The 22,891-nt window shown below is 68.0% G+C and carries 25 protein-coding genes; 11 read left to right on the forward strand and 14 right to left on the reverse strand.

Annotated features, from left to right (window positions below):
* The first annotated feature begins 4 nt into the window (after positions 1–4).
* From EV650_RS17255 to EV650_RS17265, 3 genes are all read left to right on the forward strand, one after another.
* Positions 5–1,180 (forward strand): aminoglycoside phosphotransferase family protein, encoded by a 1,176-nt coding sequence (locus EV650_RS17255; RefSeq protein ID WP_134119759.1) that lies wholly within the window; start codon positions 5–7, stop codon positions 1,178–1,180.
* Positions 1,177–1,998: an NAD(P)H-binding protein gene (locus EV650_RS17260; RefSeq protein WP_134119760.1), complete on the forward strand. Its 822-nt coding sequence runs from the start codon at positions 1,177–1,179 to the stop codon at positions 1,996–1,998. The genes EV650_RS17255 and EV650_RS17260 overlap by 4 nt, the downstream gene beginning before the upstream one ends.
* 63 nt (positions 1,999–2,061) lie before the next feature.
* Entirely contained in the window at positions 2,062–3,006 is a 945-nt protein-coding gene (locus EV650_RS17265) for a phosphotransferase family protein (RefSeq protein ID WP_134119761.1), read from the forward strand.
* A 4-nt stretch (positions 3,007–3,010) separates the two neighbouring features.
* Here EV650_RS17265 and EV650_RS17270 read toward each other — a convergent pair whose 3' ends face one another.
* Positions 3,011–3,334: a hypothetical protein gene (locus EV650_RS17270; RefSeq protein WP_134119762.1), complete on the reverse strand. Its 324-nt coding sequence runs from the start codon at positions 3,332–3,334 to the stop codon at positions 3,011–3,013.
* A 60-nt stretch (positions 3,335–3,394) separates the two neighbouring features.
* Positions 3,395–3,916, reverse strand: a complete 522-nt coding sequence (locus tag EV650_RS17275) for an isochorismatase family protein (RefSeq protein ID WP_238174244.1) — start codon at positions 3,914–3,916, stop codon at positions 3,395–3,397.
* Between the two features lie 155 nt (positions 3,917–4,071).
* Between EV650_RS17275 and gnd the strand changes: the two genes are divergently transcribed.
* Positions 4,072–5,547 (forward strand): NADP-dependent phosphogluconate dehydrogenase, encoded by a 1,476-nt coding sequence (gene gnd, locus EV650_RS17280; protein WP_134119763.1) that lies wholly within the window; start codon positions 4,072–4,074, stop codon positions 5,545–5,547.
* On the opposite strand, the gene EV650_RS17285 is transcribed toward gnd, so the two are convergent.
* Positions 5,475–6,902 (reverse strand): MFS transporter, encoded by a 1,428-nt coding sequence (locus tag EV650_RS17285; RefSeq protein WP_202874574.1) that lies wholly within the window; start codon positions 6,900–6,902, stop codon positions 5,475–5,477. The two genes, gnd and EV650_RS17285, sit on opposite strands and share 73 nt — an antisense overlap.
* A 2-nt stretch (positions 6,903–6,904) precedes the next feature.
* The gene (locus tag EV650_RS17290; protein ID WP_134119764.1) at positions 6,905–7,285 is read right to left on the reverse strand and encodes a nuclear transport factor 2 family protein; all 381 of its coding nucleotides are present in this window, start codon (positions 7,283–7,285) and stop codon (positions 6,905–6,907) included.
* A 69-nt stretch (positions 7,286–7,354) separates the two neighbouring features.
* Here EV650_RS17290 and EV650_RS17295 point away from each other — a divergent pair, with 69 nt between their 5' ends.
* Both EV650_RS17295 and EV650_RS17300 read left to right on the forward strand, forming a co-directional pair.
* Positions 7,355–7,960 carry a TetR/AcrR family transcriptional regulator gene (locus EV650_RS17295; RefSeq protein WP_134119765.1) on the forward strand — a complete coding sequence of 202 codons (606 nt, stop codon included), beginning with the start codon at positions 7,355–7,357 and terminating at the stop codon, positions 7,958–7,960.
* 134 nt (positions 7,961–8,094) lie between these two features.
* Positions 8,095–8,568, forward strand: coding sequence for a DUF6319 family protein (locus EV650_RS17300; protein WP_134119766.1), 474 nt, complete (start codon positions 8,095–8,097; stop codon positions 8,566–8,568).
* Between the two features lie 132 nt (positions 8,569–8,700).
* Here EV650_RS17300 and EV650_RS17305 read toward each other — a convergent pair whose 3' ends face one another.
* Positions 8,701–9,714, reverse strand: a complete 1,014-nt coding sequence (locus EV650_RS17305) for an alcohol dehydrogenase catalytic domain-containing protein (protein ID WP_134119767.1) — start codon at positions 9,712–9,714, stop codon at positions 8,701–8,703.
* Positions 9,715–9,753: 39 nt separating this feature from the next.
* Positions 9,754–10,497, reverse strand: coding sequence for an SDR family oxidoreductase (locus EV650_RS17310; RefSeq protein WP_134119768.1), 744 nt, complete (start codon positions 10,495–10,497; stop codon positions 9,754–9,756).
* A 107-nt stretch (positions 10,498–10,604) separates the two neighbouring features.
* On the opposite strand from EV650_RS17310, the gene EV650_RS17315 reads away from it, so the two are divergent.
* The 4 genes from EV650_RS17315 to EV650_RS17330 all read left to right on the forward strand — a co-directional run bounded on the left by EV650_RS17315 (position 10,605) and on the right by EV650_RS17330 (position 13,629).
* Positions 10,605–11,525 carry a LysR family transcriptional regulator gene (locus EV650_RS17315; RefSeq protein ID WP_166678165.1) on the forward strand — a complete coding sequence of 307 codons (921 nt, stop codon included), beginning with the start codon at positions 10,605–10,607 and terminating at the stop codon, positions 11,523–11,525.
* Positions 11,526–11,679: 154 nt separating this feature from the next.
* Positions 11,680–12,231, forward strand: a complete 552-nt coding sequence (locus EV650_RS17320) for a DUF6817 domain-containing protein (RefSeq protein ID WP_134119770.1) — start codon at positions 11,680–11,682, stop codon at positions 12,229–12,231.
* A gap of 5 nt (positions 12,232–12,236) precedes the next feature.
* A complete protein-coding gene (locus tag EV650_RS17325) occupies positions 12,237–13,166 on the forward strand; it encodes an alpha/beta fold hydrolase (RefSeq protein ID WP_166678166.1) in 930 nt (309 codons plus the stop codon).
* Between the two features lie 46 nt (positions 13,167–13,212).
* The gene (locus tag EV650_RS17330) at positions 13,213–13,629 is read left to right on the forward strand and encodes a hypothetical protein (RefSeq protein ID WP_134119771.1); all 417 of its coding nucleotides are present in this window, start codon (positions 13,213–13,215) and stop codon (positions 13,627–13,629) included.
* A gap of 54 nt (positions 13,630–13,683) precedes the next feature.
* Here EV650_RS17330 and EV650_RS17335 read toward each other — a convergent pair whose 3' ends face one another.
* The 7 genes from EV650_RS17335 to EV650_RS17365 all read right to left on the reverse strand — a co-directional run bounded on the left by EV650_RS17335 (position 13,684) and on the right by EV650_RS17365 (position 20,811).
* Positions 13,684–14,406, reverse strand: coding sequence for a PIG-L deacetylase family protein (locus EV650_RS17335; protein ID WP_134119772.1), 723 nt, complete (start codon positions 14,404–14,406; stop codon positions 13,684–13,686).
* Positions 14,407–14,433: 27 nt separating this feature from the next.
* Positions 14,434–15,732: a D-arabinono-1,4-lactone oxidase gene (locus tag EV650_RS17340; RefSeq protein WP_134119773.1), complete on the reverse strand. Its 1,299-nt coding sequence runs from the start codon at positions 15,730–15,732 to the stop codon at positions 14,434–14,436.
* Positions 15,729–16,883 (reverse strand): amino acid deaminase/aldolase, encoded by a 1,155-nt coding sequence (locus EV650_RS17345; RefSeq protein WP_134119774.1) that lies wholly within the window; start codon positions 16,881–16,883, stop codon positions 15,729–15,731. Before EV650_RS17345 ends, EV650_RS17340 begins: the two co-directional genes overlap by 4 nt.
* Positions 16,884–16,925: 42 nt before the next feature.
* Positions 16,926–17,555 carry a hypothetical protein gene (locus EV650_RS17350; protein WP_134119775.1) on the reverse strand — a complete coding sequence of 210 codons (630 nt, stop codon included), beginning with the start codon at positions 17,553–17,555 and terminating at the stop codon, positions 16,926–16,928.
* Between the two features lie 161 nt (positions 17,556–17,716).
* The gene (locus tag EV650_RS41400; RefSeq protein WP_134119776.1) at positions 17,717–19,078 is read right to left on the reverse strand and encodes a M15 family metallopeptidase; all 1,362 of its coding nucleotides are present in this window, start codon (positions 19,076–19,078) and stop codon (positions 17,717–17,719) included.
* An 83-nt stretch (positions 19,079–19,161) separates the two neighbouring features.
* Entirely contained in the window at positions 19,162–20,262 is a 1,101-nt protein-coding gene (gene dapC, locus EV650_RS17360) for a succinyldiaminopimelate transaminase (protein WP_134120126.1), read from the reverse strand.
* Between the two features lie 78 nt (positions 20,263–20,340).
* Positions 20,341–20,811: a MarR family winged helix-turn-helix transcriptional regulator gene (locus EV650_RS17365; protein WP_238174245.1), complete on the reverse strand. Its 471-nt coding sequence runs from the start codon at positions 20,809–20,811 to the stop codon at positions 20,341–20,343.
* A gap of 87 nt (positions 20,812–20,898) precedes the next feature.
* Between EV650_RS17365 and EV650_RS17370 the strand changes: the two genes are divergently transcribed.
* The gene (locus EV650_RS17370; protein ID WP_134119777.1) at positions 20,899–21,276 is read left to right on the forward strand and encodes a DoxX family protein; all 378 of its coding nucleotides are present in this window, start codon (positions 20,899–20,901) and stop codon (positions 21,274–21,276) included.
* Here the strand turns inward: EV650_RS17370 and EV650_RS17375 are convergent.
* Positions 21,273–22,754, reverse strand: a complete 1,482-nt coding sequence (locus EV650_RS17375) for an amidohydrolase (protein ID WP_134119778.1) — start codon at positions 22,752–22,754, stop codon at positions 21,273–21,275. The genes EV650_RS17370 and EV650_RS17375 overlap by 4 nt on opposite strands.
* Between the last annotated feature and the right edge of the window lie 137 nt (positions 22,755–22,891).

The following is a 22,891-nucleotide window of genomic DNA, read 5'->3' on the forward strand; positions in this document are numbered from 1 at the left end:
GCCCGTGGAAATCAAGACGGTAGAGGCCTTGGTGAGCGTTGGCGCCCGGTACGTCGGGCGGGCGCCGGCGTTTGAGGTGGAGCCGGGGTGGTGGTCGGAGGTCGAGGCTGTCACCCGGCACCTCGATCGACTTCTTGGAGTGCGGACGGTCGTACTGCGGCTTGTGCATGCCGACGAGGCCGTGATCGGACGCGGCGGACGGGTTGTCTATCACGTCGAGGCGCTGGACGAGCCGCGTTCCGGCGTACTCGATGAGACGCCGTTGCCCGAGTGGGATGAGATCGTCGCGGAGCAGCCGTTGCGGGCGACGTGGGCCGAGGTGGACGGGCCTCGTCGGCTGATCGAATGGGCTCAGGGCATCATCGGCCCGCGCGACGCCGTACAAGTGAAGACGTGGAACTTGTCCTGCCTGATTCGGTTTCCGGGTGCCTGGGCGAAGGCCACCAGCCGGTTCTGCAGCATCGACGCGGACATCATCGAGCACATCCGACGGTACGACGACACGCTCGCACCGGCCGTACTCGCAACGTCCCGCGAGAACCGCTGGTCCCTCCTCGCCCACGCACCCGGTACGGACTGCTGGGAGCCGGACCGCCCGTCGGTCGAGAGCGTCGTGAGCCGTTGGGTCGCAGCGCAAGCAGCCCTGGCTGACGAGGCTTTTGCGCTCGACGCGCCTCGTTTGCTGCCAAGCGCGCTGGCCGACGAGATCGCTGCACTCATCCCCCGGGTCGACCTGTCTGAGCGCGGGATCCTAGAGCTGGTCGATCGGCTCCCGGCCATCGTCGGCGAGCTCGAAGCCGCGGGACTGCCGATCACCTTGGTGCACGGCGACTTCCATCCTGGGAACTGGCGGTCGGACGGCACGCAGCGGGTGATCGTCGACTGGGCCGACACGTTCGTCGGTCACCCGGCCACCGACATCAGGCGCCTGCACGACTTCCTGCCACCGGAGAAGCGCGATCACGCGGCCGAGGTCTGGTCAGCGGCGTGGCGACGGGAACTCCCGGGCTGTGATCCGTTGCGCGCGCTGCAGCCGATGAGCGTGCTGGGACCGCTGACGTACGCCCTGATGTACCAGCGGTTCCTCGACAACATCGAACCCGACGAACGCATCTACCACCAGGACGACCCAGGAAACTGTCTGCGGTCAGCCCTCGATATGGCAGGCTGCGCGCTATGACGATCCTGGTAACTGGCGCGACCGGAAACGCGGGCGGCGCAGTGGTGGAATCGCTGGCAGAGCAAGGCATCGCGGCCCGGGCTTTGATTCGCTCGGCCAGGGACCTGCCCGCCGGCATCGAGCCCGTGTACGGCGACCTGAACCGGCCGGACACGTTCGCGGACGCGTTGACCGGTGTCAGCGGAATCTTTCTGCTGAGCGGTTACGACCGGCTGGAGGAATTGCTCGCGAATGCGGTGCGTGCCGGGGTCCGGAAGGTCGTGGTGCTGTCCAGCAGTTCCCTCGACGGCGACCTGACGAACGCGGTCGCGGCGTACCACCACGCAACCGAAGAAGCGGTCCGCGCAGCGAAATTGGATTGGACCTTTCTGCGCCCGAACTCCTTCATGTCCAACACCCTGCGCTGGCTCGACCAACTCCACGCCGGTGACGAGATCCGAGTCCAGTTCCCCGACGTACCCGTGTCGACGATCCATCCGCGAGACATCGCCGATGTCGCGGTCCGCGCCCTTCAGGGCTCCAACGACAAGGAGGTACTGCGGCTTACCGGACCGGTCGCCCTCACGCCGGTCGAACAGGTCGCGATCCTCGCCGAGGGCATCGGCCGACCACTGAGGGCGTACCCAATGAGCCGATCGGAAACGCACGACGCGTTGTTCGCCTCAATGCCGGAGCCGTACGCCAGTGCGATCGAGGGCTTCTTCGGCGACGGCACCATCGACGAAACCACCGTCAACGACACCGTCACTGCAGTCACGGGCCAACCGGGCCGAAGCCTCCAGCAATGGGTCCAAGAAAACGCCACCCTCTTCACCTAAGACCCACGCGTTTGGTCAGAAATCCCGTGTCGCCGCAGGCTCCTGACGAATAGGCTCGCGCTCATGACCGACGGCGACTGGAGGGATACCGGGTTCAGGCAGCGTCGGCCGTCGGTGGAGACTCTCGACTGGGTTGCGGCGTCGATGGGTCGGGGCAGTCGCGTCGTCGGCTATCGCCGAATGACCGGTGGCGTCTGTTCCGCTGTGCATCGGCTGACTGTCGAGCAGCGTGGAGTGCGAACGTTCGTCGTACTGCGGCAGTACCCGGGCGGGCTCGGCCTGCAGGAGCCCTTGGAGAAGGAGATCGCCAACCTTGGTGTGGTGGCGGGAAGCGGGCTACCGGTTCCCGGCATCCTGGCCACTGATGTCGCCGGTGCTTCGACGGGCGGCGCGCCATCGTTGCTGATGACACGGTTACCGGGGCATGTACACCTCAATCCGGCGGAACCTCGGTCGTGGCTGACGAGGATCGCGGAGATTGCCGTCTTGCTGCATTCCCTCGATCTCCCCGCGAAGACGTTCAGACCTTGGACGGATTCCTGGATCGCTCCTCGAGACGGATTTCAGGTGCCGGCCAACGCCCAGAAGCCGGCGGTGTGGAAGGCGGCGTTCGGTGTCATGGCGGAGCCGCCACCAAAGGACACTGCCGTCTTTCTGCACTGCGATCTCCTGCCCGTCAACATGCTGTGGTCGCGCGGCAGGATTACCGGCCTGACCGACTGGAACTCCATCCATCGCGGAGCGCGCGCGATCGACGTCGGGCACTGTCGGCGATACCTGGCGGCGCTCTACTCACCCGAGTGGGCGGAGCAGCTTCACTCGCTCTACGAGTCGATCGCCGGCGTGACACTCGATCCGTGGTGGGACCTGTACGCCCTGCTCCACTATGACGGCACCGGGTCGAAGTGGATCCGCGGTCAAGTTGCGGGGCGCCGTCCCGTCGATGTGCCCGGCATGACTTCCCGCGTCGAGCTCGCCGTCGAGACAGCGCTACGTCGCCTCGGATAATTGCTCAGTCGGGATCGGTGAACGAGACCGGCTTGCCGGTGGCGCGGGCGTAGGCGATCTCCCTGCTCGTGGACTCGCCGATATACCCGCCCGGGTTGACGACCAGAACACGGTCAGCCAGGTCGATCTTGCGCAGGTGGAGAGCGCCCAACGCGGCCTTCTGCTCGTCGGTGATCAACTCGTCCGCTTCGTCATCCTCGGCGGGCCGGAAGACACCTGGCGCGACGACGATGACACCTGCAAATGTTAGGTCGCGATTCGCCGCGCGCATCTCGTCGACGAACCGGGCAGAGCCGCAAATACACACAATCTCAGGTCGCTCAGGCACAACTCAGCCCTTCGAATCGAACGGGTAACCGCCAGTACGCGCGTTGACGTCGGGGGCCGACTAGTTCAAGGCGTTGAGGTATTCCGTGGTGGTGCAGCTGGTGCCCAGGCGGGGGAAGACGTAGGAGACCGCGAAGTTGTGGGCGTGATCGTCCAACCCTGTCATCGCGTCGGTGATGAAGAAGGTTTCGTAGCCGAGGTCGGACGCAGCGCGGCCCGTGGACTCGACGCCGAAGTTGGTTGCGATGCCGGCGAGGGCCACGTTGCTGATCCCGCGGGACTGGAGTTCGGCGTCGAGTGATGAGCGCCCGAAGGCGCCGATCGTGCGCTTCACGATCTCCAGGTCGCCCGGCTGCGGCGCGACCTCCGGTGCGAACCCGCTTCCCTCGGGCTGTACGTCGACACCCGGCCGCTCGACCCGTACGTTCACGACCAGCCCGCCGCCTGCCCGCGTCGCCGCAGCCAGCGCGACGGATCGCTCGAGTACGACGGGTCCGCTGTACGGCGCCGTGTCCAGCGCAACGATCCGCGGCATCAGGTCGATCAGGATGAGCGCCGTACGGCGAGGTTCCAGAGAGTTCACGAGGTGAGCTTAAGGTCCAGCACGTCGACCCCGACGAGGTAGCCGACATCGTTGTAGTGGAATGAGAAGAGCTCACCATCCGAGCCCACTGCGACGCCCTCTTGCCAGGCGCGCGAGACTTGGTCCGCACACAACTTGAGACTGCGGGAGATTCGATGAGCTCTGATGCTGTTGACGGCCCCACCCCACCGCCCCGGTCAGGCAAAGCCCAGATCGGCGTCACCGGCCTCGCGGTGATGGGCCGCAACCTGGCCCGGAACCTCGCGCGGAACGGGTTCCGCGTCGCTCTGCACAACCGCTCCCAGGCCCGGACCGACGCGCTGGTCGCGGAGTTCGGCTCCGAGGGTGAGTTCGTTCCGTCCACGGACCTGGCCGGCTTCGTCGAGTCGCTGGAGCAGCCGCGCAAGGTCATCATCATGGTCAAGGCCGGCGCGCCGACCGACGCGGTCATCGACGAACTGGTGCCGCTGCTCGACGAGGGCGACATCGTCGTCGACGCCGGCAACGCGCACTTCCTGGACACCCGGCGGCGCGAGAGCGCGCTGAAGGAGAAGGGCCTGCACTTCGTCGGCAGCGGCGTGTCCGGCGGCGAAGAGGGCGCGCTGAACGGCCCGAGCATCATGCCAGGCGGCTCGAAGGAGTCGTACGAGTCGCTCGGACCGATCCTGACCAAGATCTCCGCGCACGTGAACGGCGAGCCGTGCTGCGTGCACGTCGGCCCGGACGGCGCGGGGCACTTCGTCAAGATGCTCCACAACGGCATCGAGTACGCCGACATGCAGCTGATCGCCGAGGCGTACGACCTGCTCCGGCACGTGCTCGACCTGTCCCCGGCGGAGCTGGCCGACGTGTTCCGGGACTGGAACACCGGCGACCTCGAGTCGTTCCTGATCGAGATCACCGCCGAGGTGCTCAGCCAGACCGACCCGACCACGGGCGGTCCGTTCATCGACGTCGTACTCGACCAGGCGGAGCAGAAGGGCACGGGCCGGTGGACCGTGCAGTCCGCGCTCGACCTGGGGATCCCGGTCAGCGGCATGGCCGAGGCGGTGTTCGCACGGTCGCTGTCGGGTGACGTCGTACGACGGGAGGCGGCGGCCGGCGTACTGCCGGGGCCGTCGGAGGCGAAGGTGGACGTCGACCACAAGGCGTTCATCGAGGACGTGCGGCACGCGCTGTACTCGTCGAAGATCGTCGCGTACGCCCAGGGCTTCGACGCGATCCGGGCGGCCAGCGACGAGTACGACTGGAACATCGACCTCGGTGCGATGGCCAAGATCTGGCGCGGCGGCTGCATCATCCGGGCGCGGTTCCTGGACCGCGTCACGGAGGCCTACGACCGGAACCCGTCGCTGCCCTCGCTGCTGGTGGACGACTACTTCAAGGAAGCAGTCGCCAGCGGGCAGGAGGCCTGGCGACGGGTGGTCGCGACGGCGGCGACCGTCGGCGTACCAGCTCCGGGCTTCTCGGCGGCGCTGTCGTACTACGACGGTCTGCGGGCGGAGCGCCTGCCGGCCGCGCTGATCCAGGGACTGCGCGACCTGTTCGGCGCGCACACCTACAAGCGCGTCGACCGCGAGGGCAGCTTCCACCTGGAGTGGTCGGGTGACCGCTCCGAGAGCACCCAGTAGACCGCGACCGCCGCTACGCACAGGAAGCCGGCCGCTCCGAAGCTCGCCACGTTGAACCCGTGGACAGCATCGGAGTGGCTGGCGACCGTGCCGGCGACTGTGCTCAGCAGCGCGGTCCCGAGCGACGCACCGACCTGCTGAGAGGTCATCACCATGGCGCCAGCCACTGCAGTGTCGCGGCCGGCGCCGAGGGTCGCAGTGCTGTTGGCCGTCACCAGAACCCATCCGGTCCCCAGACCGATCAGCAGGAACACCGGCATGACATGCAGCCAGTAACTGCTGTCTGCCTTGAGCAACCCGAGCAGGGCAAGCCCTGCGGCGATGGTGAGCAGTCCGGGGCAGATGAGGGACCGTACGGCGGCTTTGGCCAGCAGGCGACTCACTGCGCGTACTCCTGCCATCAGCCCGACCGTCAGCGGCAGGAAGGCCAGTCCGGCCTTCACAGGTGAGTAGTGCTGGATGTTCTGCAGGTAGAACGTCAGGAAGAACAGTGCGGCGAACATGCCGACAGCCAGACTGAACACGGCCAGGTACGAACCACCTCGCCTGCGGTCCGCGACGACCCTCAGTGGCAGCAGCGGCGACTTCACTCGCGCCTGCACAGCCAGGAACGCCGCCAGTAACACCACTCCGCCGACCAACGGCACGTACGACGCCGGCGCGCCCCAGCCGTCCGAGTCCGCTCGAGCGAACCCGAACACCACCGCCATCAGACCTGCAGTCGCCAGCAACGCACCTACTAGGTCGACTCGTACTCCGTTGACCCGCGGTACTGGCCGCACGGCGTACAGGACGCCACCCGCCGCCAACACCGCGATCGGGAGGTTGACGAACATGCACCACGTCCAGTCGAGGTACTGCGTCAGCACACCGCCGATCAGCACTCCGAGCCCGGACGCACTGCCCATCGCCGTCCCGTAGATGCCAAAGGCCTTCCCGCGCTCAGCAGGCAACGGGAACGCGGCTGCAAGCGTCGCGAGCACCGCAGGGGTCAGCAACGCACCGAACGCCCCCTGCAGCGCCCGCCCACCGAGCAGCATCGCCGGGCCGGTCGCGGCCCCACCGAGCGCCGATGCCACGGCGAATCCGGTCAACCCGATCAGCAAGGCCCGCCGGCGCCCGATCAGATCACTCATACGACCGCCGAGCAGCAGCAACCCGCCGTACCCCAAGGCGAACAAGGTGATCACCCACTGCCGCGCCGGATCCGACAACCCCAACGCCTGCTGCATGGACGGCAGTGCGATGTTCACGATGGTCAGGTCGATCCCGACCATCAGCTGAGCGGTCGCCACCGCGCCCAACGCCCACCACCGCCGCGCGTCCACCTGCGGCGGCGCATCCGTGGCCGCCACGACTAGAACATCCCGTTCTGGTTGAGAACGGTGTCCGGGACCGGCTGCATCACGTCCCAGTGCTCGACGATCTTCCCCTCCGGGTCGAGCCGGAAGATGTCGACGATCGCCGTGCCCGGTTGGCCCGGCACGCGAACGCCGTACACGTGGGCGATCACGAAGTCCCCGTCCGCGAAGATCCGTTTGACCTCGGCGCGGAGGTCGGGGAAGTCCTGCCGGAGGGTCTCGACGAAGGCCTTGAAGCCGTCGATCCCGTCGGCGATCCGCGGGTTGTGTTGCACGTAGTGGTCGCCGATCAGCTCGGCCGCCGCGTGGAAGTCCTTCTGGTTGAGACCGGTCTCGTAGAAGTCGAGGACCGTCTGCTTGTTGCGTTCTAGGCTCATCGAGATCCTTAAGTGAACAGCTGTAGTGCTACGACTGTAGGGCAACGGTCGTTGCAATACAATGGGCGGATGGACGCGACCACACCGACCCGGAACCGCAACCGCCGGGGCCAGGGCGAGCTGCTGCGGCGCGACATCATCGACGCCGCGCTGCGGATGCTGAACGAGCTCGGCGACGACGAGACGCTCTCGTTGCGCGCGGTCGCGCGCGAGGTGGGGATCGCGGCGACGTCGGTGTACATCCACTTCGCCGACCGGGACGCGCTCGTGTTCGCTGCGCTCGAGCAGAGCACCGCCGATCTGATTCGCGACCTCGACGAAGCCGAGGCGAGTAGCGACGATCCGGTGGAGCAGCTACGGGCCCGACTGCTGTTCCTCGGCAACTGGACGACGGAGTACGCCGGTCTCTACAAAGTGCTGCACGAGAGCACGCTGAATCGCCGGATGCACCTGGCCTTCAAGGCGGAGCTCGGGGTCCGCGCGACTGCCGCCGTGCAGCGCTGCATGGATGCCGGCCTGGCTCCTGCGGGCGACGCCGCCGCGGTCGCTCTGGATCTCCGGTCAGCCGTGCACGGCGCGGTCTCGATCCGGATCAACGAACCGGAGGCCCACCTTCCACCGCTGGCCGAGCAGATCGACCGATTCCTGGTGAAGCTGGTGGGCGTGGCGGGCTGAGTTCGCCCGCCCTGAGCTTGCCTGGCCGAGTTCGGCCGGTTGAGTTTGGCTTGAGAGTCGAACGTGTGTTCTAATAAGCTCTCAGCGCCAGCCCGCTCACTGCGGGCGATGTTCACAAGGAGATCGCCGCAACGATGACTGTAGACACTCTGGCAGCAGAAGCACCGTCGGCCGTCGCCGACACTCCCGACACGACCACCACCTTCACCTCGCCGTCGACCTCGGGGTCGAGCACCGAGCCGACCGCCGAGGCCACCACCGAGGCAGCCAAGCCGACCGCGGCCGCGCCGGCTGCTGAGAAGCCGAAGAAGGCGCCGGCGAAGAAGGCGGCCGGCAAGAAGGCGAAGACCATCGAGCTCACGCTGACCGTCACCGGTACGGCGGACGGCGAGTGGCACGCCGAGCTCAAGCAGGGCACCACCTACTTGGCCCGCGACCTGGCCGTCGCCGCGGCCGCCGTGTCCCGCGCCGCCAAGGAGCTGCACGAGGACCTCTCCACCCCGATCGACGAGGTCATCGAAGAGGCCCGCTCCCAGCAGGCCGCGAAGGTGGCCGCGCTCGAAGCCGAGCTGGAAGCAGCCAAGAGGGCCCTCGCCGACCTCGACTGACCCCGGCTGACCCCGATGGACTTCCCGTGGTCGCTCACCTTCCCTGAGCACCACGGGCAGCAATCGCAGGACCCGTCCGCAACTGTGTGAGGTGGTTGCGGACGGGTTCTGAGGATCACTCAGGCTGGGCGATCACGCGGGCTGGGTCTTGAGCACGATCCGGAGGTTCGCCTTGGGTTGGTGTTGCCAGGCGTCCTCGGCCTGCTCGAGCGGGAACGTCTCGATGATCGGCCGGATGTTCTTGAGTACGGCGAAGTTCAAGGTGTCCTCGGAGTCCTGCGCAACCCCGGAGTACCAGCCGGAGACCGACAACCGGCCCTCGGCGAGCGCGTGGCCGGTGACCTGGATCGGGTCGCCGCCCTCGAGCACGATCAGCTCACCGTTCGGCCGAAGCCCCTTGACCAGGTCCGACTGAAGCTCGGCCCGAGAGACGGTCGCGAGTACGACGGCTGCACCGCCGAGCGCCTTCAAGGCCTCACCGGCATCGCCCTCGGTGCTGTCGATGTATTCGTCCGCCCCGAGTTGCCGAGCGAGCTTCTCCTTGTCCCGGCCGCGGTTGATCGCTACCGTTCGGAAGCCCATCTTGTCGGCGAACTGGATCGCCAGGTGACCGACCCCGCCGACGCCCTGCACCGCGACCGTCTCCCCCGGACCCGCATCCGCGTGCCGGAGTGCGTTGAACGCCGTGATCCCGCCACACATCAACGGCGCCGCGTCCTCGAAGGTCAGCCCTTCCGGAATCCGCGCTACCGCGTCCTGCGGCGCCACCATGTACTCGGCGTACCCGCCGTCGTACGACATGCCGACGATCGTCCGGCTCACACAGTTCGTGAAATCGCCGCGCCGGCAGAACTCGCAGGTGAAGTCGACGCCGCCGGCCCAGCCCACGCCGACCCGCTGACCGACCTCCCAGACCGTCACGCCCTCGCCGACCGCGTCGACGACGCCCGCGATCTCGTGCCCCGGGATCCGCGGCAGCACGGTGCCGAAGAGCGCGTTCCGCGGGATCGCGTCACCGCCACAGATTCCGCAGGCGTGCACCTTCACCCGGACCTGCCCGGCCTTGGGCTCCGGGATCGGTACGTCGGTCACCACGAACGGGCCGCCGGCCTGCTGGACCTGGGCCGCACGCATCGTTCCTGTCATCTCTCTCCCTCGGTAATTTCGACTCGGTGCAGCTTCGACTCAGTGCATTCCGCCGTCGGCGACGATCTGCTGGCCGGTGATCAGCCCGGCTTCGGCACTCGCGAGGAAGGCCGCGATCCCCGCGACGTCCTCGGTCGTGCCCAGTCGCCCGATCGGCACCATCGCGATCAGGCTCTGCTTGTACTCGTCGTTCGCCGGGTCGGTGAAGATCCCCGCGCCGTCGATCGGCCCCGGAACGATCGTGTTCACGGTGATCCCGCGCGGCCCGAGTTCGAGCGCGAGCACCCGGGCCAGGTATCCGGTGGCGACCTTGCTGGTGCCGTACAGACCGACCCCCAACTGCGGGACGGTGGTGGTGTTCGACGAGATCGTGATGATCCGGCCGTTGTCGGCGATCCGGCGGGCCGCCTCCCGAAGGACGAAGTACGGACCCTTGGTGTTGACCCGGAACAGCAGGTCGAAGTCCGCCTCGGTGACCTCGGCCACCGGGACGTTCACCTTCTCCATCCCGGCGTTCGCGACGACGATGTCGACCTGGCCGAACTCGTCCAGCGTCGCGTCGTACAAGCGCTCGATCCCGTCGACGCGAGACACGTCGGCGGCGACCGCGATCGCTCCGACCCCCAGCGCCTTGGCCGCTTCGAGCACCTCGTCCGCGGCCGATTTGTCGCGGGAGTAGTTGACCACCACGTTCGCGCCCTGGGCCGCGAGGCGGAGCAGGATCGCCCGGCCGAGCCCTTTCGACGAGCCGGTGACGAGTGCCGTTCTGCCCTTCAGCGTCATGTTTCTCCCATCGAGTGACTGCTTCGATCGTCCAGCGACATCGGCGGATGCGGAAACAGAGTCTTCTTGGCGAGGGCACAACGAATCGTTGTGGCACAGTGGAGGGCGTGGATCTGAGCTTGCGCCTGCTCCAGTCGCTCGAAGCCGTCGCGGCGGAGGGCAGCATGACGCGGGCCGCGCGGGTCCTCAACCTGACCCAGCAGGCTGTCAGCGGGCAGATCCGTCAGCTGGAGCGAGTGGTCGGGACCCCGCTGGTCGAGCGGCGGCCGACCGGGATCGAACTGACCCCAGCCGGCGAGGTCGTACTCAAGCAGGGCGCGGCGCTGCTGTCGTCCGCGCAGGCGATGGTGACCGAGGCGCGGCTGACGGCGGCCGGGCGGCCGGATCCGCTGCGGATCACGTTCAAGGCGCAGAGTACGGCGCACTTCATGCCGGCCGTCGAGGCTGCGCTACGACGTGAGGCGCCGGAGCTCGAGGTCCGGCCGATCGCGTCGCACACGCTGCCGGACGAGATCGACGCGCTGGTCGAAGGTCGGGCGGATGCGGCGTTCCTGTGGTTGCCGATCGGCGACGATCCGCGCTTCACCATCCATCCGCTGCTGGAGGAAGATCGCTGGGTCGCGCTCCCGCCTGGGCACCCGCTGGAGTCCCGTACGACGTTGTGCATCGCGGATCTCGCCGACGTACCGGTCGTCGGTCCCCGCGACGGGATGCCGGACGCCGTGGTGAACTTCTGGTTCATCGACCCGCGCCCGGACGGCCGACGCGCGATCTTCGGACCGCAGGCACGCACGCCGGAAGAGTGTTTGCACCTGGTGGCGGCGGGCCACGGCTGCTGGATCGCACCGGCGTCCACGGTCACCTACTTCGCCCACCCGAAGCTCACCTGGCTCCCCCTGGTCGACGCCCCGCCGAACATCCTCGCCCTCATCTGGCCCAAGCACACCGCGAACCCCCTGCTGCACCTCCTCCTCGACCAAACCCGCCGTACCCTCCACCCCACCCCCTTGCCCACAGCAACAACCTGATCCCCCGTGGCACAGGCTGGCCGAACGGCAGATGAACGGGGTGTGACGGAAACGGCACGCCGGGGGTATGGGCGGGGCTGAGGTATTGGCCTTACCGTGGGTGATCTGGGCCGGTCGGGTGGCCCTGGCCGCTCCCGGGGTGAGAAGGGGTCAGATGAGCACTTTCCAGGACTTGGGTTCGCTGCTGCTGGTGCGCGGAGCCGACGAGATCGACCACGCGGGCGGGAGTCTGTACGTCCATCTGCACCGGGTCGCGAAGCGCCTCGGCTCCCTCGGTGCCTCCGACACCCTGGTGCTAGCCGGTCTCGCCCATGCGGCGTACGGGACCGACGGTTTCCCGACCCACCTCTTCGACTGGCAGACCGAACGCCCGGTCCTGGCGTCGGTGATCGGCGCCGAGGCGGAGCAGATCGTCTACCGATACGGCGCCTGCGATCGCGAGACGACCTGGCGCGACCTGGCCGAGCACCGCACCGTCGCGGACCGTTTCACCGGTACGTCGGAGGAGCTCGGCAGCGCGGACCTCCGGGACTTCGTCGACCTGACGATCGTCAACGAACTCGACGTCCTCGACCACGACCCGGAACGAGCGCTCGAGCTCGGCCCGTTCCTGCAGGACCAGATCCCGCGCTGGCAGTCGCTCGCCTCCCCCGCGGTCCTCACCGAGTCCCAGCGGCTCCTGGAGTTGAGGCTCCCGGCACACTAGGTGGCGTGAAACGGTTCCTGTGGCGGGGGTTCCTGGGACTCCTCGGGCTCTGGCTGATCGTCACCGCTGCGTCGCTCGGCTACAACTTCGCCACCAGAGGAACGGCCGCGCCACCTCCCGGCCTGAAGTTCGTCGAGGCCGGCGACATCAACACGCGCTACGACACCTGGGGTACGTCGGGAACTCCGGTCGTACTCGTTCACGGTGCCGCTGAGTCCGTCGACACCTGGTCGCGACTCGTCCCGCTGCTCGCCAAGAACCACCGCGTCTACGCCTACGACATCACCGGGTACGGGTACTCCGAGCGCAAAGCGCCGTACACGATCGAGCATCTTGCCGCGCAACTGCTCGGGTTCATGGACGCGATGAAGCTCGGCAGGCCTGGTGAACCGCGGCCGATCCTGGTCGGGCACTCGCTCGGCGCCGGGGTCGCGGCCGAGGCGACGCTGGAGGCGCCGAACCGGGTCGCCGGGATCATGTTCCTCGACGGCGACGGACTGCCGCTGCCGGGCGGTACCGCTGGTCCGCCGCGTTGGCTGATCGTGCCGCCGTACCGGACCTCGCTGTTCCGGCTGGTGCTCGACCAGGGCTGGCTGCTGAAGAAGATCTACAGGAGCGTTTGCACACCCGACTGCCCCGCGATGGACGTCGACCAGTGGACCCGGCCGTTCCGGCAACCGGGTGCCGAGAAGGCCGTCTGGCAGATGACCGCGCACGGCATTCCCGCGGTGTCGGCCGATCGATTGGCCAAGCTCCGCGATCTGGCCATCCCCAAGTCGGTCGTGTTCGGCGCACTCGACACGAACGGCGGCAACCCGACCGAGACGGCGACCCGCATCGGTGCCCCCGCCCCGACCCTGATCCCGAACGCCAATCACGTCACCCCGCTCTCCAGCCCAACCGAGGTGGCCGCGGCGATCAACGCACTTCGCTGATCGCAGATTGCTGGAAAAGGCGCGCTGGGCGACGGATGATCGGGGTATGGCCCGTTACGAAGTGGTTGCGCGCGCGAAGACCGATCGACGACTGTCCGATTCCGACTATCTCGAGCTCGCCATGAAGTCCTGGTCCCTGGACAAGGGGCTGCGGTTCCAGCGGGTCGAGGACCTTCCGGACGGGACGATCGCGATCGTCCTGCAGCAGAAGCTGTCGCCACGCAAGCACGACGCGGCCTGTGCGATGGCGAACCGGAGTCTGGCCCAGCTCGGCATTCCGGCCAGTCAGGTCCAGCAGATCGACCTGCACCGGATGACGCGCAAGGGCGGCCGCGCGCTGGTCCGCTCATGGGTCGGCCCGGGCAACCCGCCCGGCCCCGGCACCGCCGGCGACCGCGAACCGCGCCGCCCCAAGCCGATGCCGCCGCACCTGAAGGCGTCCCTGGATCTGCCGGAAGACTAGGGCCGGTCGCCCTCCGATCCCACGCTCGCGACAGCGTGGGATCGGGCGATACGCCTAGGGAGTGAAGACCTCGAAGCGGGTGCCGTACTTCGTGCCCAGCTGAGTTCCGGCCGGGCGCGACGTACCTTCGAGGAACTCTTCCGGGTCGAAGTCGGGCCAGTTCAACCCGTCGATGTAGGCCTTGTGCGCCTTCAACGACTGCACTCCGAGGTCGAAGGTCTCGGTCGTGTCGGCGCCGTGCCGCGAGTTGGGTGAACCGGCCGCCCACACCTGCCGTACGCCGGACCACTTCTCTCCCGCATCGGGGAAGATCCACCGGTTGGCGGCATCCCGGACCGCGTCGAGGGTGGCCCGGCCGGTGTTGATGTGGTCGGCCTGGTTGAGCATGACGTCGCCGTCCCAGGTGTCGCGGAAGTTGTTGGTGATGACGATCTCCGGCCGGTGCCGGCGGATCGCGGCGGCGATGACGCGCCGGAGCGGTACGCCGTACTCGATCGTGCCGTCCGGCTGGCCGAGGAACTCGACCGACGACACCCCGACGATCCGCGACGACTCGATCTGCTCGGCCTCCCGCAACGGCCCGCACTCGGCCGGGTCGACCCCGTCGATCCCCGCCTCACCCGAAGTCAGCAGGCAGTACACAACCTGCTTGCCCTGCCCCGTCCATCGCGCGATCGCCGCCGCCGTCCCGAACTCCAGATCGTCCGGATGGGCGACCACCGCCAACGCCTTCTGCCAATCCTCGACCACCGGGTCGAGCCCCTCCGCAGCATTCATGCTCGCAGGCTAACGCCCAGACGAGGGTCAGCCGAAGACCTGGCGGGTGTAGGGGTTTTCGAAGGTGCGTTGTGGGTCCAGGCGGTCGCGGACAGCTAGGAAGTCGTCGAAGTGCGGGTATCGGGCCTGCAGGTCGGTCGCACGGAGGGTGTGGAGCTTGCCCCAGTGCGGCCGTCCGTCGTAGTCGGCGACGATGCGCTCGAACGCCTGGAAATACGGATCGTGCGGGAGTCGGTGGTACTGGTGGATAGCGACGTACGCCGTCTCTCGCTCCGAGGCCGTTGACAGCCAGATGTCGTCCGCCGCGGCGACCCGGACCTCGATCGGGAACGGGATCCGCGAGCCCGACGAGTCGATCCAGTCCCGCAGGCGGCGTACCACCTCGACGACATGCTCGCGGGGTACGGCGTACTCCGATTCGCGGAAGAGCACGTTGCGTTCGGAGCAGAACACCTTGTACGACGTGTCGACGTACTCGCGTGCCGACAGCGCCCGGGAGGCGAGCCCGTTGATCCGCGGCACCAGGCCGGGCCGGCGGACGGCGAGACGGTTGGTCAGCTCGAAGACCTTGTTGGACAGGAGTTCGTCGTCGACCCAGCCGCGGATCCGGCCGACCGGGGATGCGTCGACGCCCGGGCCGACCCGGTTGTTCCGCTTGGTCAGCGCGATGTCGGTGTGCGGGAACCAGTAGAACTCGAAGTGGTCGTTGCCATCGGCAAGCTCATTGAAGCCGCCCAGGACTTCGCCGAGCGGGAGCGGCATCTCCTGCGCACGGAGCAGGAACGCTGGCACGCACTGCAGGGTCAGTGAGCTGATCACGCCGAGTGCGCCGACCGAGACGCGGGCCGCGGCGAAGACGTCCGGGTTCTCCTCCGCCGAGCAGTGCAGCACCGAACCGTCCGCGGTGACCAGATCGAGCGCGACGACCTGCGTGGCCAGCCCGCCCAGTCGCGCGCCGGTCCCGTGCGTGCCGGTGGAGATCGCGCCGGAGATGGTCTGCTTGTCGATATCGCCGAGGTTCGCCATCGCGAGGTCGAAAGCGGCGAGGCCCGCATTCAGCTTGCGCAGCCCGGTGCCCGCGCCGACCGTCACCCGGCCGGACGCCTGGTCCGCGTGCGTGATAGCCGACAGCCCGTCGAGACGGATCATCACCTCTTGCGGCACCGAGCAGCCTGTGAACGAGTGCCCGGAGCCGACCGCCTTGAGCTTCTTGCCCTGCTCGGCGGCGGACTTGACCGTGGCCACGAGCTCGTCGGTCGAGGCCGGTCGCACGGACTCGATTCCGGTCGCCGACTCGGTGCCGGACCAGTTCCGCCAGGTGCTCATCCGAAGTTCTTCCCTTCACCCCGATAGGTGACCAACTCGCTCACCTGCTCGCCGTCGACCGCGTGGACGACGTCGAACCGCTCCAGCATCTCGCCTGCCTTCGCGTAGCGCATCCATACTCTGTCGCCGAGCTGCAGGCGATCGGCCGATTGTCCCTGGACCGGAGTCTGCACTTCGCCGGCGCCTTCGGTGCCGAGCAGCTTCAGTCCGGACGGCCAGGAGGGCAAGGGCAGCCGCGATTTCTTCGCCGGACCCGATGCCACGTAACCGCCACCGAACAGGGTCGCGATCCGCGGGGCTGGACGGCGTACGACGTCCAGCGCGTAGGCCATCGCGGGCTCCGGCTGGAAGATGTCGTACTTGTCGAAGAGGGTCGGGCCGTAGAGACCGGAGCCGGCGGTGACCTCGGTGACGACCGGGTCGGCGCTGCTGATCTCGAGGCTGCCGGTGCCGCCGCTGTTGACGATCCGGAGCCGGGCGACCTGCTTGACCGCGTCGACGACGGCGCCTCGGCGGTCGGCGAGTTCGGCGGTCGAGCGGCGCTTGACCCAGCGGACGGCGGGCGAGGTGTCGGGGAGTCCGGCGATCTGGGCCTCGTAGAACATGACGCCGGTCAGTTCGAAGGCGTCGTCTGCGGCGACGGTCTGGGCGAGGGCTGCGACGTCGGCGGGGGTTCGCAGCGGTGAGCGGCGTACGCCGAGATGCTGGCCGAAAACTCGCAGCGATGCGTCGACGTCGAGGCAGACCTGGATACGGGCGGTGCCGGTGGCGGCCGACTTGATGTAGCTGAGGTGCTCGGGCGAGTCGATCATCAGGGTGATCCGGGCGGCCGACTCGGGGTCTTCGGAGAGTTCGCGGAGGGCGGTCCGATGGGTCGTCGGGTAGCCCATCAGGATGTCGTCGACACCGTTGCGCGCCAGCCAGAGCGCCTCGGGGAGCGCGTAGCTCATCACGCCGTGGAACCCGGGGCGGTCGAGCGCGGCCTGGATCAGGGCGCGGCAACGGACCGACTTGGAGGCGATCCGGATCGGCGTACCGGCGGCACGGCGGACCAGATCGTCGGCGTTTCGCCGGAACGCGGCAAGATCGATCACCGCGTACGGCGCATCCAAGCCCGCAGTCAGGCGGGCATACCGGTCGAATTCACCCATAACCGGAGTGTAAGTCACAAGATACTGAAAGGTAATACATCTTTAAGATCGGTCGATCACCGCTTCCAAGGCAGGTAGGACAGAGGTTGCCCAGGCGGACTGTTGGTTCGGTTGGGAGGAGGTGGCTGCCAGGAGGGCGACTGTGGAGCCTTGCACCACGGAGAGGTCTACGTAGGACTCGGCTCCGGCGTACGCACGGACTGCCGCAGCGGCTGTGGTGTTGGCCCAGAGCTGCTTGACCGACAGGTCGCCGCCGGTGCCGCACGCCTTCATGCGGGTCGTGTAGCCGCTGTAGTAGGCCCGCGCTTTGTCAGGACTGCTGAAGCGGAGCAGGAGGGCGGTGGCGGGCTGGGCGTCGGCCGTGCGGTAGCTGCCGGTCAGGGCGTACGCCGGGACCGGGAGTGAGCCGGTGACCGGTCGGCCGGCGCAGCCAGCAGGCAAGGCCTCGTAGGACGCCTGGTGGGGGTCACGGCGGCGGGTCCAGGTGTTGTTGCCGATGAAGCCGGCCTCAGCGCCACCCGGATCGGTGTACGTCTTCCAGCCGGGCCCGAGCTTGTCAGGACTCGGCAAGTTGCGCGCGGTGAGCGGTCCGGCGGTGGCGGGCGGCGGTGCGGTCGCCTGCTCCGGCAGCTCAGGTGGAACGGCCGCATCTGTGGGCTTGGCGGTGCTCATCGTCGCAGGCGGGACAGGCACCGTCCCGCCGACCGTGCTCGGGATGACTGGGCTTGGGATGGCGGACCGCTGAACGACACCCGGTGCGGGCTGCTGAGCCGCCGAATTGGAGCTACAGCCCACCAGCACCACCGCCAGCGCACAAGCGCCCACTACACCTTTCACTTCGGCTCAAAGTGCTGATAGTCCGGCTTAGCCCACCCCGCGCCCCAGAAGTAGCCCTGACCGATCAGAGCCTTCGTAGCAACGCTGCTCGCGAACAGCATCCCCGGACGAGCCGGCGTACGCGTGCGATAGGACAGCCCGTTCGACGGGTACCAGACCCCGTTCGCAGCCAGGTACGGATTCTCCACGGTGTTGATGTCGATCGCCCACCCGTACGAATGCGGCGACAGCGAGTACGGATCACCGGTGACCCGCCTGCAGTTGAACGCGGACGTGTTGTCCGCCGCCATCGACTTCACGTCACTGCCGCCGAACACGTCCACCCGCCGCATCTGCCGGATCGGGAACTTGGACGCGAACGTCGTGGTCCAGACCGTGATCATCTTCGCCACGGCCGCGTCCCGCAGCACCAGCTCGCCACGGTGCACGTGCCCGTCGAAACCCCAGTAGTTCAGCTGCAGCAGCCGCAGCGACGCCGGCGCGACCGGACACCCGGCCCGGTACGTGTTCGGCACCATTGCGGCCGAAACGGCGTACACCTTGGGGTTCAGCGCGGCCCTGATGACGATCGTCGCCAGGCCGGAGTACTCCATCGCGGCCTGGCTGACATACCGGGTGACGACGCGCACCGTCCGGGTGGCCGGTAGGTCGTCGGGGACCCGGAGCCGGAAGTTGCCCTTGGCATCCATGACCCCGATGTTGAGCAGCTGCCACCTGCCGCTGCCGAGATAGCTCTGCAGCGCGAGCTCCTTGCCCGGCTCGGCCGGCACCATCCGGCCGGTGACCGAGACGCCGGTCAGCGTGGCGTACCAGGCCGCCGGGGTGTTGATCACGATCTTCCGGTCCTGGATCGGCACGGTCCGGTACGGCGAGATTGCGAGCGCCGTCGTGGCCTTGACGCCGATCATCGTCTCGAAGGCCCAGGTGCCGGTGTACGCCGAGACGTAGCTGAACCGGTAGGCACCACCGGCCGTGGTCCGGGTCGACGCCCGCAGTACCCAGGCGCCGGGGACGCGCTGCCACAGCGTGATGTACGACCCGGTGATCGGCTTGCTGATCTTGCCGGTGAACACCGTCGGCTTGTCCTCCCAGGACGCGGCCGGCTGGTCGAGCGTGATCGACCAGGCCGGCGCGGGAGTCGCCGCCGGCGTCGGTGTCGGCTTGGAAGGCGTTGGAGTCGGCGTTGCCGCAGGAGTAGGACCAGGCGTGGGCGTCGACTCCACGACCGACGAAACGGCCGGTGAAACCGATGGTGAGACTGCTGGTGCGACGCTCGGCGACGGGTCGTCGGCGTACGCGACACTCACCGGCCCCAGCCCCAGCAAGACCGCGACAACCACCCCGACGAAGCGCCTCATCCGCCTCACCCCTCCCCTGGACATCATCTACCCATATAGAGGCAGCCACACCGGGAGACGTCACACGGGAGTGGGGACTTTGTTTACTCCTGCAGTCGCTTCACCGCGGAGTCGACGCGCTCGTCGGTCCCGGTGAGCGCGATCCGGACGTGCCGCTCACCCGCAGTCCCGTAGAAGGCACCGGGTGCAACCAAGATGCCCAGGTCGGCCAACGCCCCTACAGAGCCATATGCGTCGTACGACGGATGCGAGGCCCACAGGTAGAGCCCGCCGTTGGACAGCGTGATCTCCCAGCCCGCGTCGGTCAGCGCATCCCGCAGTACCGCACGCCGACGCAGGTAGCGGGCACGCTGCTCCTCGACATGTACGTCGTCCGCGAACGCGGCCGCCATCGCAGCCTGGATCGGTGACGGCACCATCAGCCCGGCGTGCTTGCGGACGGCAAGCAGCTCGGCCACCACGGTCGGGTCACCAGCTACGAAGCCACCGCGATACCCGGCCAGGTTGGACCGCTTCGACAGCGAGTGCACCGCGAGCAGGTTGTCGAAGCTGCCACCGGACACGTCCGGGTGCAGCACGGACACCGGCTTCTCGTCCCAGCCGAATTCGGCGTAGCACTCGTCACTGACCAGCAGTACGTCGTTCGACCGCGCCCACTCGACCGCCCGCCGCAGATCGTCCACTGGGGTGATCTCACCGGTCGGATTGCGCGGGGAGTTCAGGTACGCGACCCGCACCGGTCCGTCGTGCGTCGTCGGGTCCGCAACAGGCACGCTGGTCGCCCGAGCCAGCGCCGCACCGGCCTCGTACGTCGGGTAGGCCAGATCCGGGATGAGGACCGTGTCACCGGCACCGATGCCGAGCAGCGTCGGCAGCATCATGATCAGCTCTTTGGTGCCAATCACTGGCAGTACGCCGGTACGCGGGTCGACTCCGGTCACGTCGAGCCGCCGCGCCATCCAGTCCACAGCAGCCTGCCGCGCGGACGACGTACCGATCGTCGTCGGGTACGCCGGAGCGTCCGCAGCGTCAGCCAGGGCCTTCTGGACGAGTGCGGGCACCGGGTCCACCGGACTGCCCACAGACAGGTCGACGATGCCGTCAGGGTGCGCGGCCGCCTTCTCCTTGTACGGGGCGAGCTTGTCCCACGGGAAATCGGGCAACCGACTGGAGGTCTCGAAGATCACCCCGCCATTCTCTCCTGTCCGCCGACCACACCAACCCCGACCGCCCGCTCCGCGAGAACGCTCCGCGAGAGCCGGTCAGCAGGGACGGCCCGGATCCACCTTGGCGAGGATCTGGTCGGCGATGGTCTTCAGCTGGGTCAGCTGCTCTGGAGTGAGGGCGTCGATGACGTACTCGCGGACTGCGGTCACATGACCCGGTGCGGCGGAGACGACCATCTCGTAGCCCGCGTCGGTGATGGTGGCGACGGTGATCCGACCGTCGTCCTCGGCCGGGTGGCGCTCGACGAATCCGCGCTGCTCGAGGCGCTTGACCACGTGCGAGAGCCGGGACAGCGATCCGTTCGCGAAGCCGGCCAGCTCGCTCATCCGGCGCGACCGGCCGGGCGACTCGGACAGACCGGCCAGCACGAGGTACTCGAAATGACTCAGCCCGGAGTCACGCTGCAGCTGGAAGTCGAGGACACCGGGCAGCTTGAAGAGTAGCGCGGCCAGCGACATCCAGCTCGCCAGCTCGTCCTGCTCCAGCCACTTCGCCTCGCCCGCCACAGCCTCAGTCTACGCGCTTACTTGACGCTTCAACTCATCGCGTCTACGTTGTGGGTTGACGCATCAACTTATAACCGAGAGTGGACTATGAATGTCTTTCTGTGGATCCTCGCCGGAGTCCTGGCCGCGTTCTTCCTGGCCGCCGGCGCGACCAAACTGACCCAGAGCAAGAGAAAACTGCTGGCCAGCGGCAACATGGGCTGGGTCGAGGACTTCTCGGCCGGTTCGGTCAAACTCATCGCCACCACCGAGGTGCTCGGCGCGATCGGCCTGATCCTGCCCGGCGCCCTGGACATCGCCCCGATCCTGGTCCCGCTGGCTGCGACCGGCCTCGCTGTGATCATGATCGGCGCGATCATCACCCACGCCCGCCGCAAGGAGTGGCAGCCGGTCGGCCTCAACGCCGTCGTACTGATCCTCGCCGTCCTGGTCGCAATCTTCCGCTTCGGCCCGAACAGCTTCTAGCTCTGCCAGGTCCAGGCACCCGCGACCAGAGTCGCATGCACTCCGGTGGTGTGGAGTGCCTCGACGGCGCCGGTCAGCGGGTCGGCATCGAGCACGACGAGATCCGCCGCACCACCCACCACCGGTGTCCGGCCGCCCCGCGTCGACGCGTCCAGGGCGGCCGGCACCGGGATCTCCTGCTCCGGATGCCACGACGCGCGGCCGTCGTCCGAGCGGTGCACGGCGGCCGCGATCGACAGCCAGGGATCGAGTGGCGCCACCGGCGCGTCCGACCCCAGCCGCAGTTCGGCGCCCGCGGCCAGCAGAGTGCCGAAGGGGAAGGCCCGATCGGTCCGCCCGCGCCAGTGCCGGTCGGCGACATCCCGGTCGTCGAGCGCGTGCACCGGCTGGATGCTCGCCGCCACCCCCAGCTCCCGGAACCGCGGGAAGTCCTCCGGCGCGATCAGCTGCGCATGCTCGATGGCGCCCACACATCCGACCTTCTCGAAGGCATCGAGGGCCAGCCGGTTGGCGTGGTCGCCGATCGCGTGGATCGCACTCGTGATCCCGTGTTCGTGGGCCTGCTGCATCAGTGGCACCAGCACCTCGGGAGGTACGACGAGCAGCCCGTGCGCATCGTCGGCCAGCCCGGGGTACGGGTCGTGGCAGTACGCCGTACGCGTGTTCAGCGAGCCGTCCGTCAGCACCTTCAACGGCCCCATGGTCACCAGTCCCCCGGTGCCGTCGATGACGTCACCGGTGCGTAGCCCCAGTCCGATCGCCCAGTCCAGGTTCTCCGGATAGACGCTGCACTCGACCCGGAAGGACCTGATCCCCGCGTCGTACCGGGCCTTCCAGACCTCCGGGTTGCGGGCGTTCTCCAGCTCGACCACTCCGACGATGCCGCGCGACGCCGCGGTACGTGCGGCCTCCTCGACCAGCCTGGTCACCGCCGCGGGAGTGGTCGCCTGCATCACCGTCATGACCGGAGCGAACTCGGTCTCCTTCACCACGCCGCTCGGTCGATCGGCCGCTCCGAGCATCCGCAGGGCCGCACTGTTGAGCCAGCCGCAGTGCAGGTCCCCGCTGGCCAGTGCGACCGGCACGTCGCCGGAGACCTCGTCCAGCATCGATTTCAGCGGCAGATCCGGCCAGAGCCCGTCCTTGAACCCATATCCGAGCAGTGCGATCCCGGGCGCGGGCGGGTTGGTCGCGAGGCGGTCCCTGACCAGGTCGGCCACTTCCCGCGCGGACGTCGTACCGGACAGGTCCAGGTGCTGACGGGACAACGCCCATTGCTGGAAGTGCACGTGGTGGTCCCACAGGCCGTTCATCAGGTAGCGCCCGTCGAGGTCGACAACCTCAGCAGCTTCGGAGCGGGCTCCGGCGGGCGCGATGTGGGTGATCGTCCCGGCGGTGATCGAGACGTCGACCGGTTCGGCGGGTGAGCCGTCGCGGACCAGGCGGGTACGACGGAGCAGGAGGTCAGCGGAAGTCATGGCCGCTACTCTGCGGGCCGAAACGCGCCGCGTGCTCGGCCACCGCCACGACTCTGCACGGCGAATGTTGTTGCCATCCACGAACCCGGTCCGGACGTCGTCGCGGATACTCGGGGCTCGAGCCAGCGAAACGGAGC

It is taken from the genome of Kribbella kalugense, assembly GCF_004365875.1.
Taxonomy (GTDB): domain Bacteria; phylum Actinomycetota; class Actinomycetes; order Propionibacteriales; family Kribbellaceae; genus Kribbella; species Kribbella kalugense.

What these genes read in the sequence shown, in the direction of transcription:
- EV650_RS17350 (WP_134119775.1), bottom strand. Translation starts at nt 17,555, where the DNA reads ATGAGCACCGCCAAGCCCACAGATGCGGCCGTTCCACCTGAGCTGCCG.
- EV650_RS17330 (WP_134119771.1), top strand. Translation starts at nt 13,213, where the DNA reads ATGGCCCGTTACGAAGTGGTTGCGCGCGCGAAGACCGATCGACGACTG.
- EV650_RS17260 (WP_134119760.1), top strand. Translation starts at nt 1,177, where the DNA reads ATGACGATCCTGGTAACTGGCGCGACCGGAAACGCGGGCGGCGCAGTG.
- EV650_RS17370 (WP_134119777.1), top strand. Translation starts at nt 20,899, where the DNA reads ATGAATGTCTTTCTGTGGATCCTCGCCGGAGTCCTGGCCGCGTTCTTC.
- EV650_RS17345 (WP_134119774.1), bottom strand. Translation starts at nt 16,883, where the DNA reads ATGGGTGAATTCGACCGGTATGCCCGCCTGACTGCGGGCTTGGATGCG.
- EV650_RS17320 (WP_134119770.1), top strand. Translation starts at nt 11,680, where the DNA reads ATGAGCACTTTCCAGGACTTGGGTTCGCTGCTGCTGGTGCGCGGAGCC.
- EV650_RS41400 (WP_134119776.1), bottom strand. Translation starts at nt 19,078, where the DNA reads ATGAGGCGCTTCGTCGGGGTGGTTGTCGCGGTCTTGCTGGGGCTGGGG.
- EV650_RS17290 (WP_134119764.1), bottom strand. Translation starts at nt 7,285, where the DNA reads ATGAGCCTAGAACGCAACAAGCAGACGGTCCTCGACTTCTACGAGACC.
- EV650_RS17300 (WP_134119766.1), top strand. Translation starts at nt 8,095, where the DNA reads ATGACTGTAGACACTCTGGCAGCAGAAGCACCGTCGGCCGTCGCCGAC.
- EV650_RS17335 (WP_134119772.1), bottom strand. Translation starts at nt 14,406, where the DNA reads ATGAATGCTGCGGAGGGGCTCGACCCGGTGGTCGAGGATTGGCAGAAG.
- EV650_RS17295 (WP_134119765.1), top strand. Translation starts at nt 7,355, where the DNA reads ATGGACGCGACCACACCGACCCGGAACCGCAACCGCCGGGGCCAGGGC.
- EV650_RS17340 (WP_134119773.1), bottom strand. Translation starts at nt 15,732, where the DNA reads ATGAGCACCTGGCGGAACTGGTCCGGCACCGAGTCGGCGACCGGAATC.
- EV650_RS17310 (WP_134119768.1), bottom strand. Translation starts at nt 10,497, where the DNA reads ATGACGCTGAAGGGCAGAACGGCACTCGTCACCGGCTCGTCGAAAGGG.
- EV650_RS17375 (WP_134119778.1), bottom strand. Translation starts at nt 22,754, where the DNA reads ATGACTTCCGCTGACCTCCTGCTCCGTCGTACCCGCCTGGTCCGCGAC.
- EV650_RS17265 (WP_134119761.1), top strand. Translation starts at nt 2,062, where the DNA reads ATGACCGACGGCGACTGGAGGGATACCGGGTTCAGGCAGCGTCGGCCG.
- EV650_RS17305 (WP_134119767.1), bottom strand. Translation starts at nt 9,714, where the DNA reads ATGACAGGAACGATGCGTGCGGCCCAGGTCCAGCAGGCCGGCGGCCCG.
- gnd (WP_134119763.1), top strand. Translation starts at nt 4,072, where the DNA reads ATGAGCTCTGATGCTGTTGACGGCCCCACCCCACCGCCCCGGTCAGGC.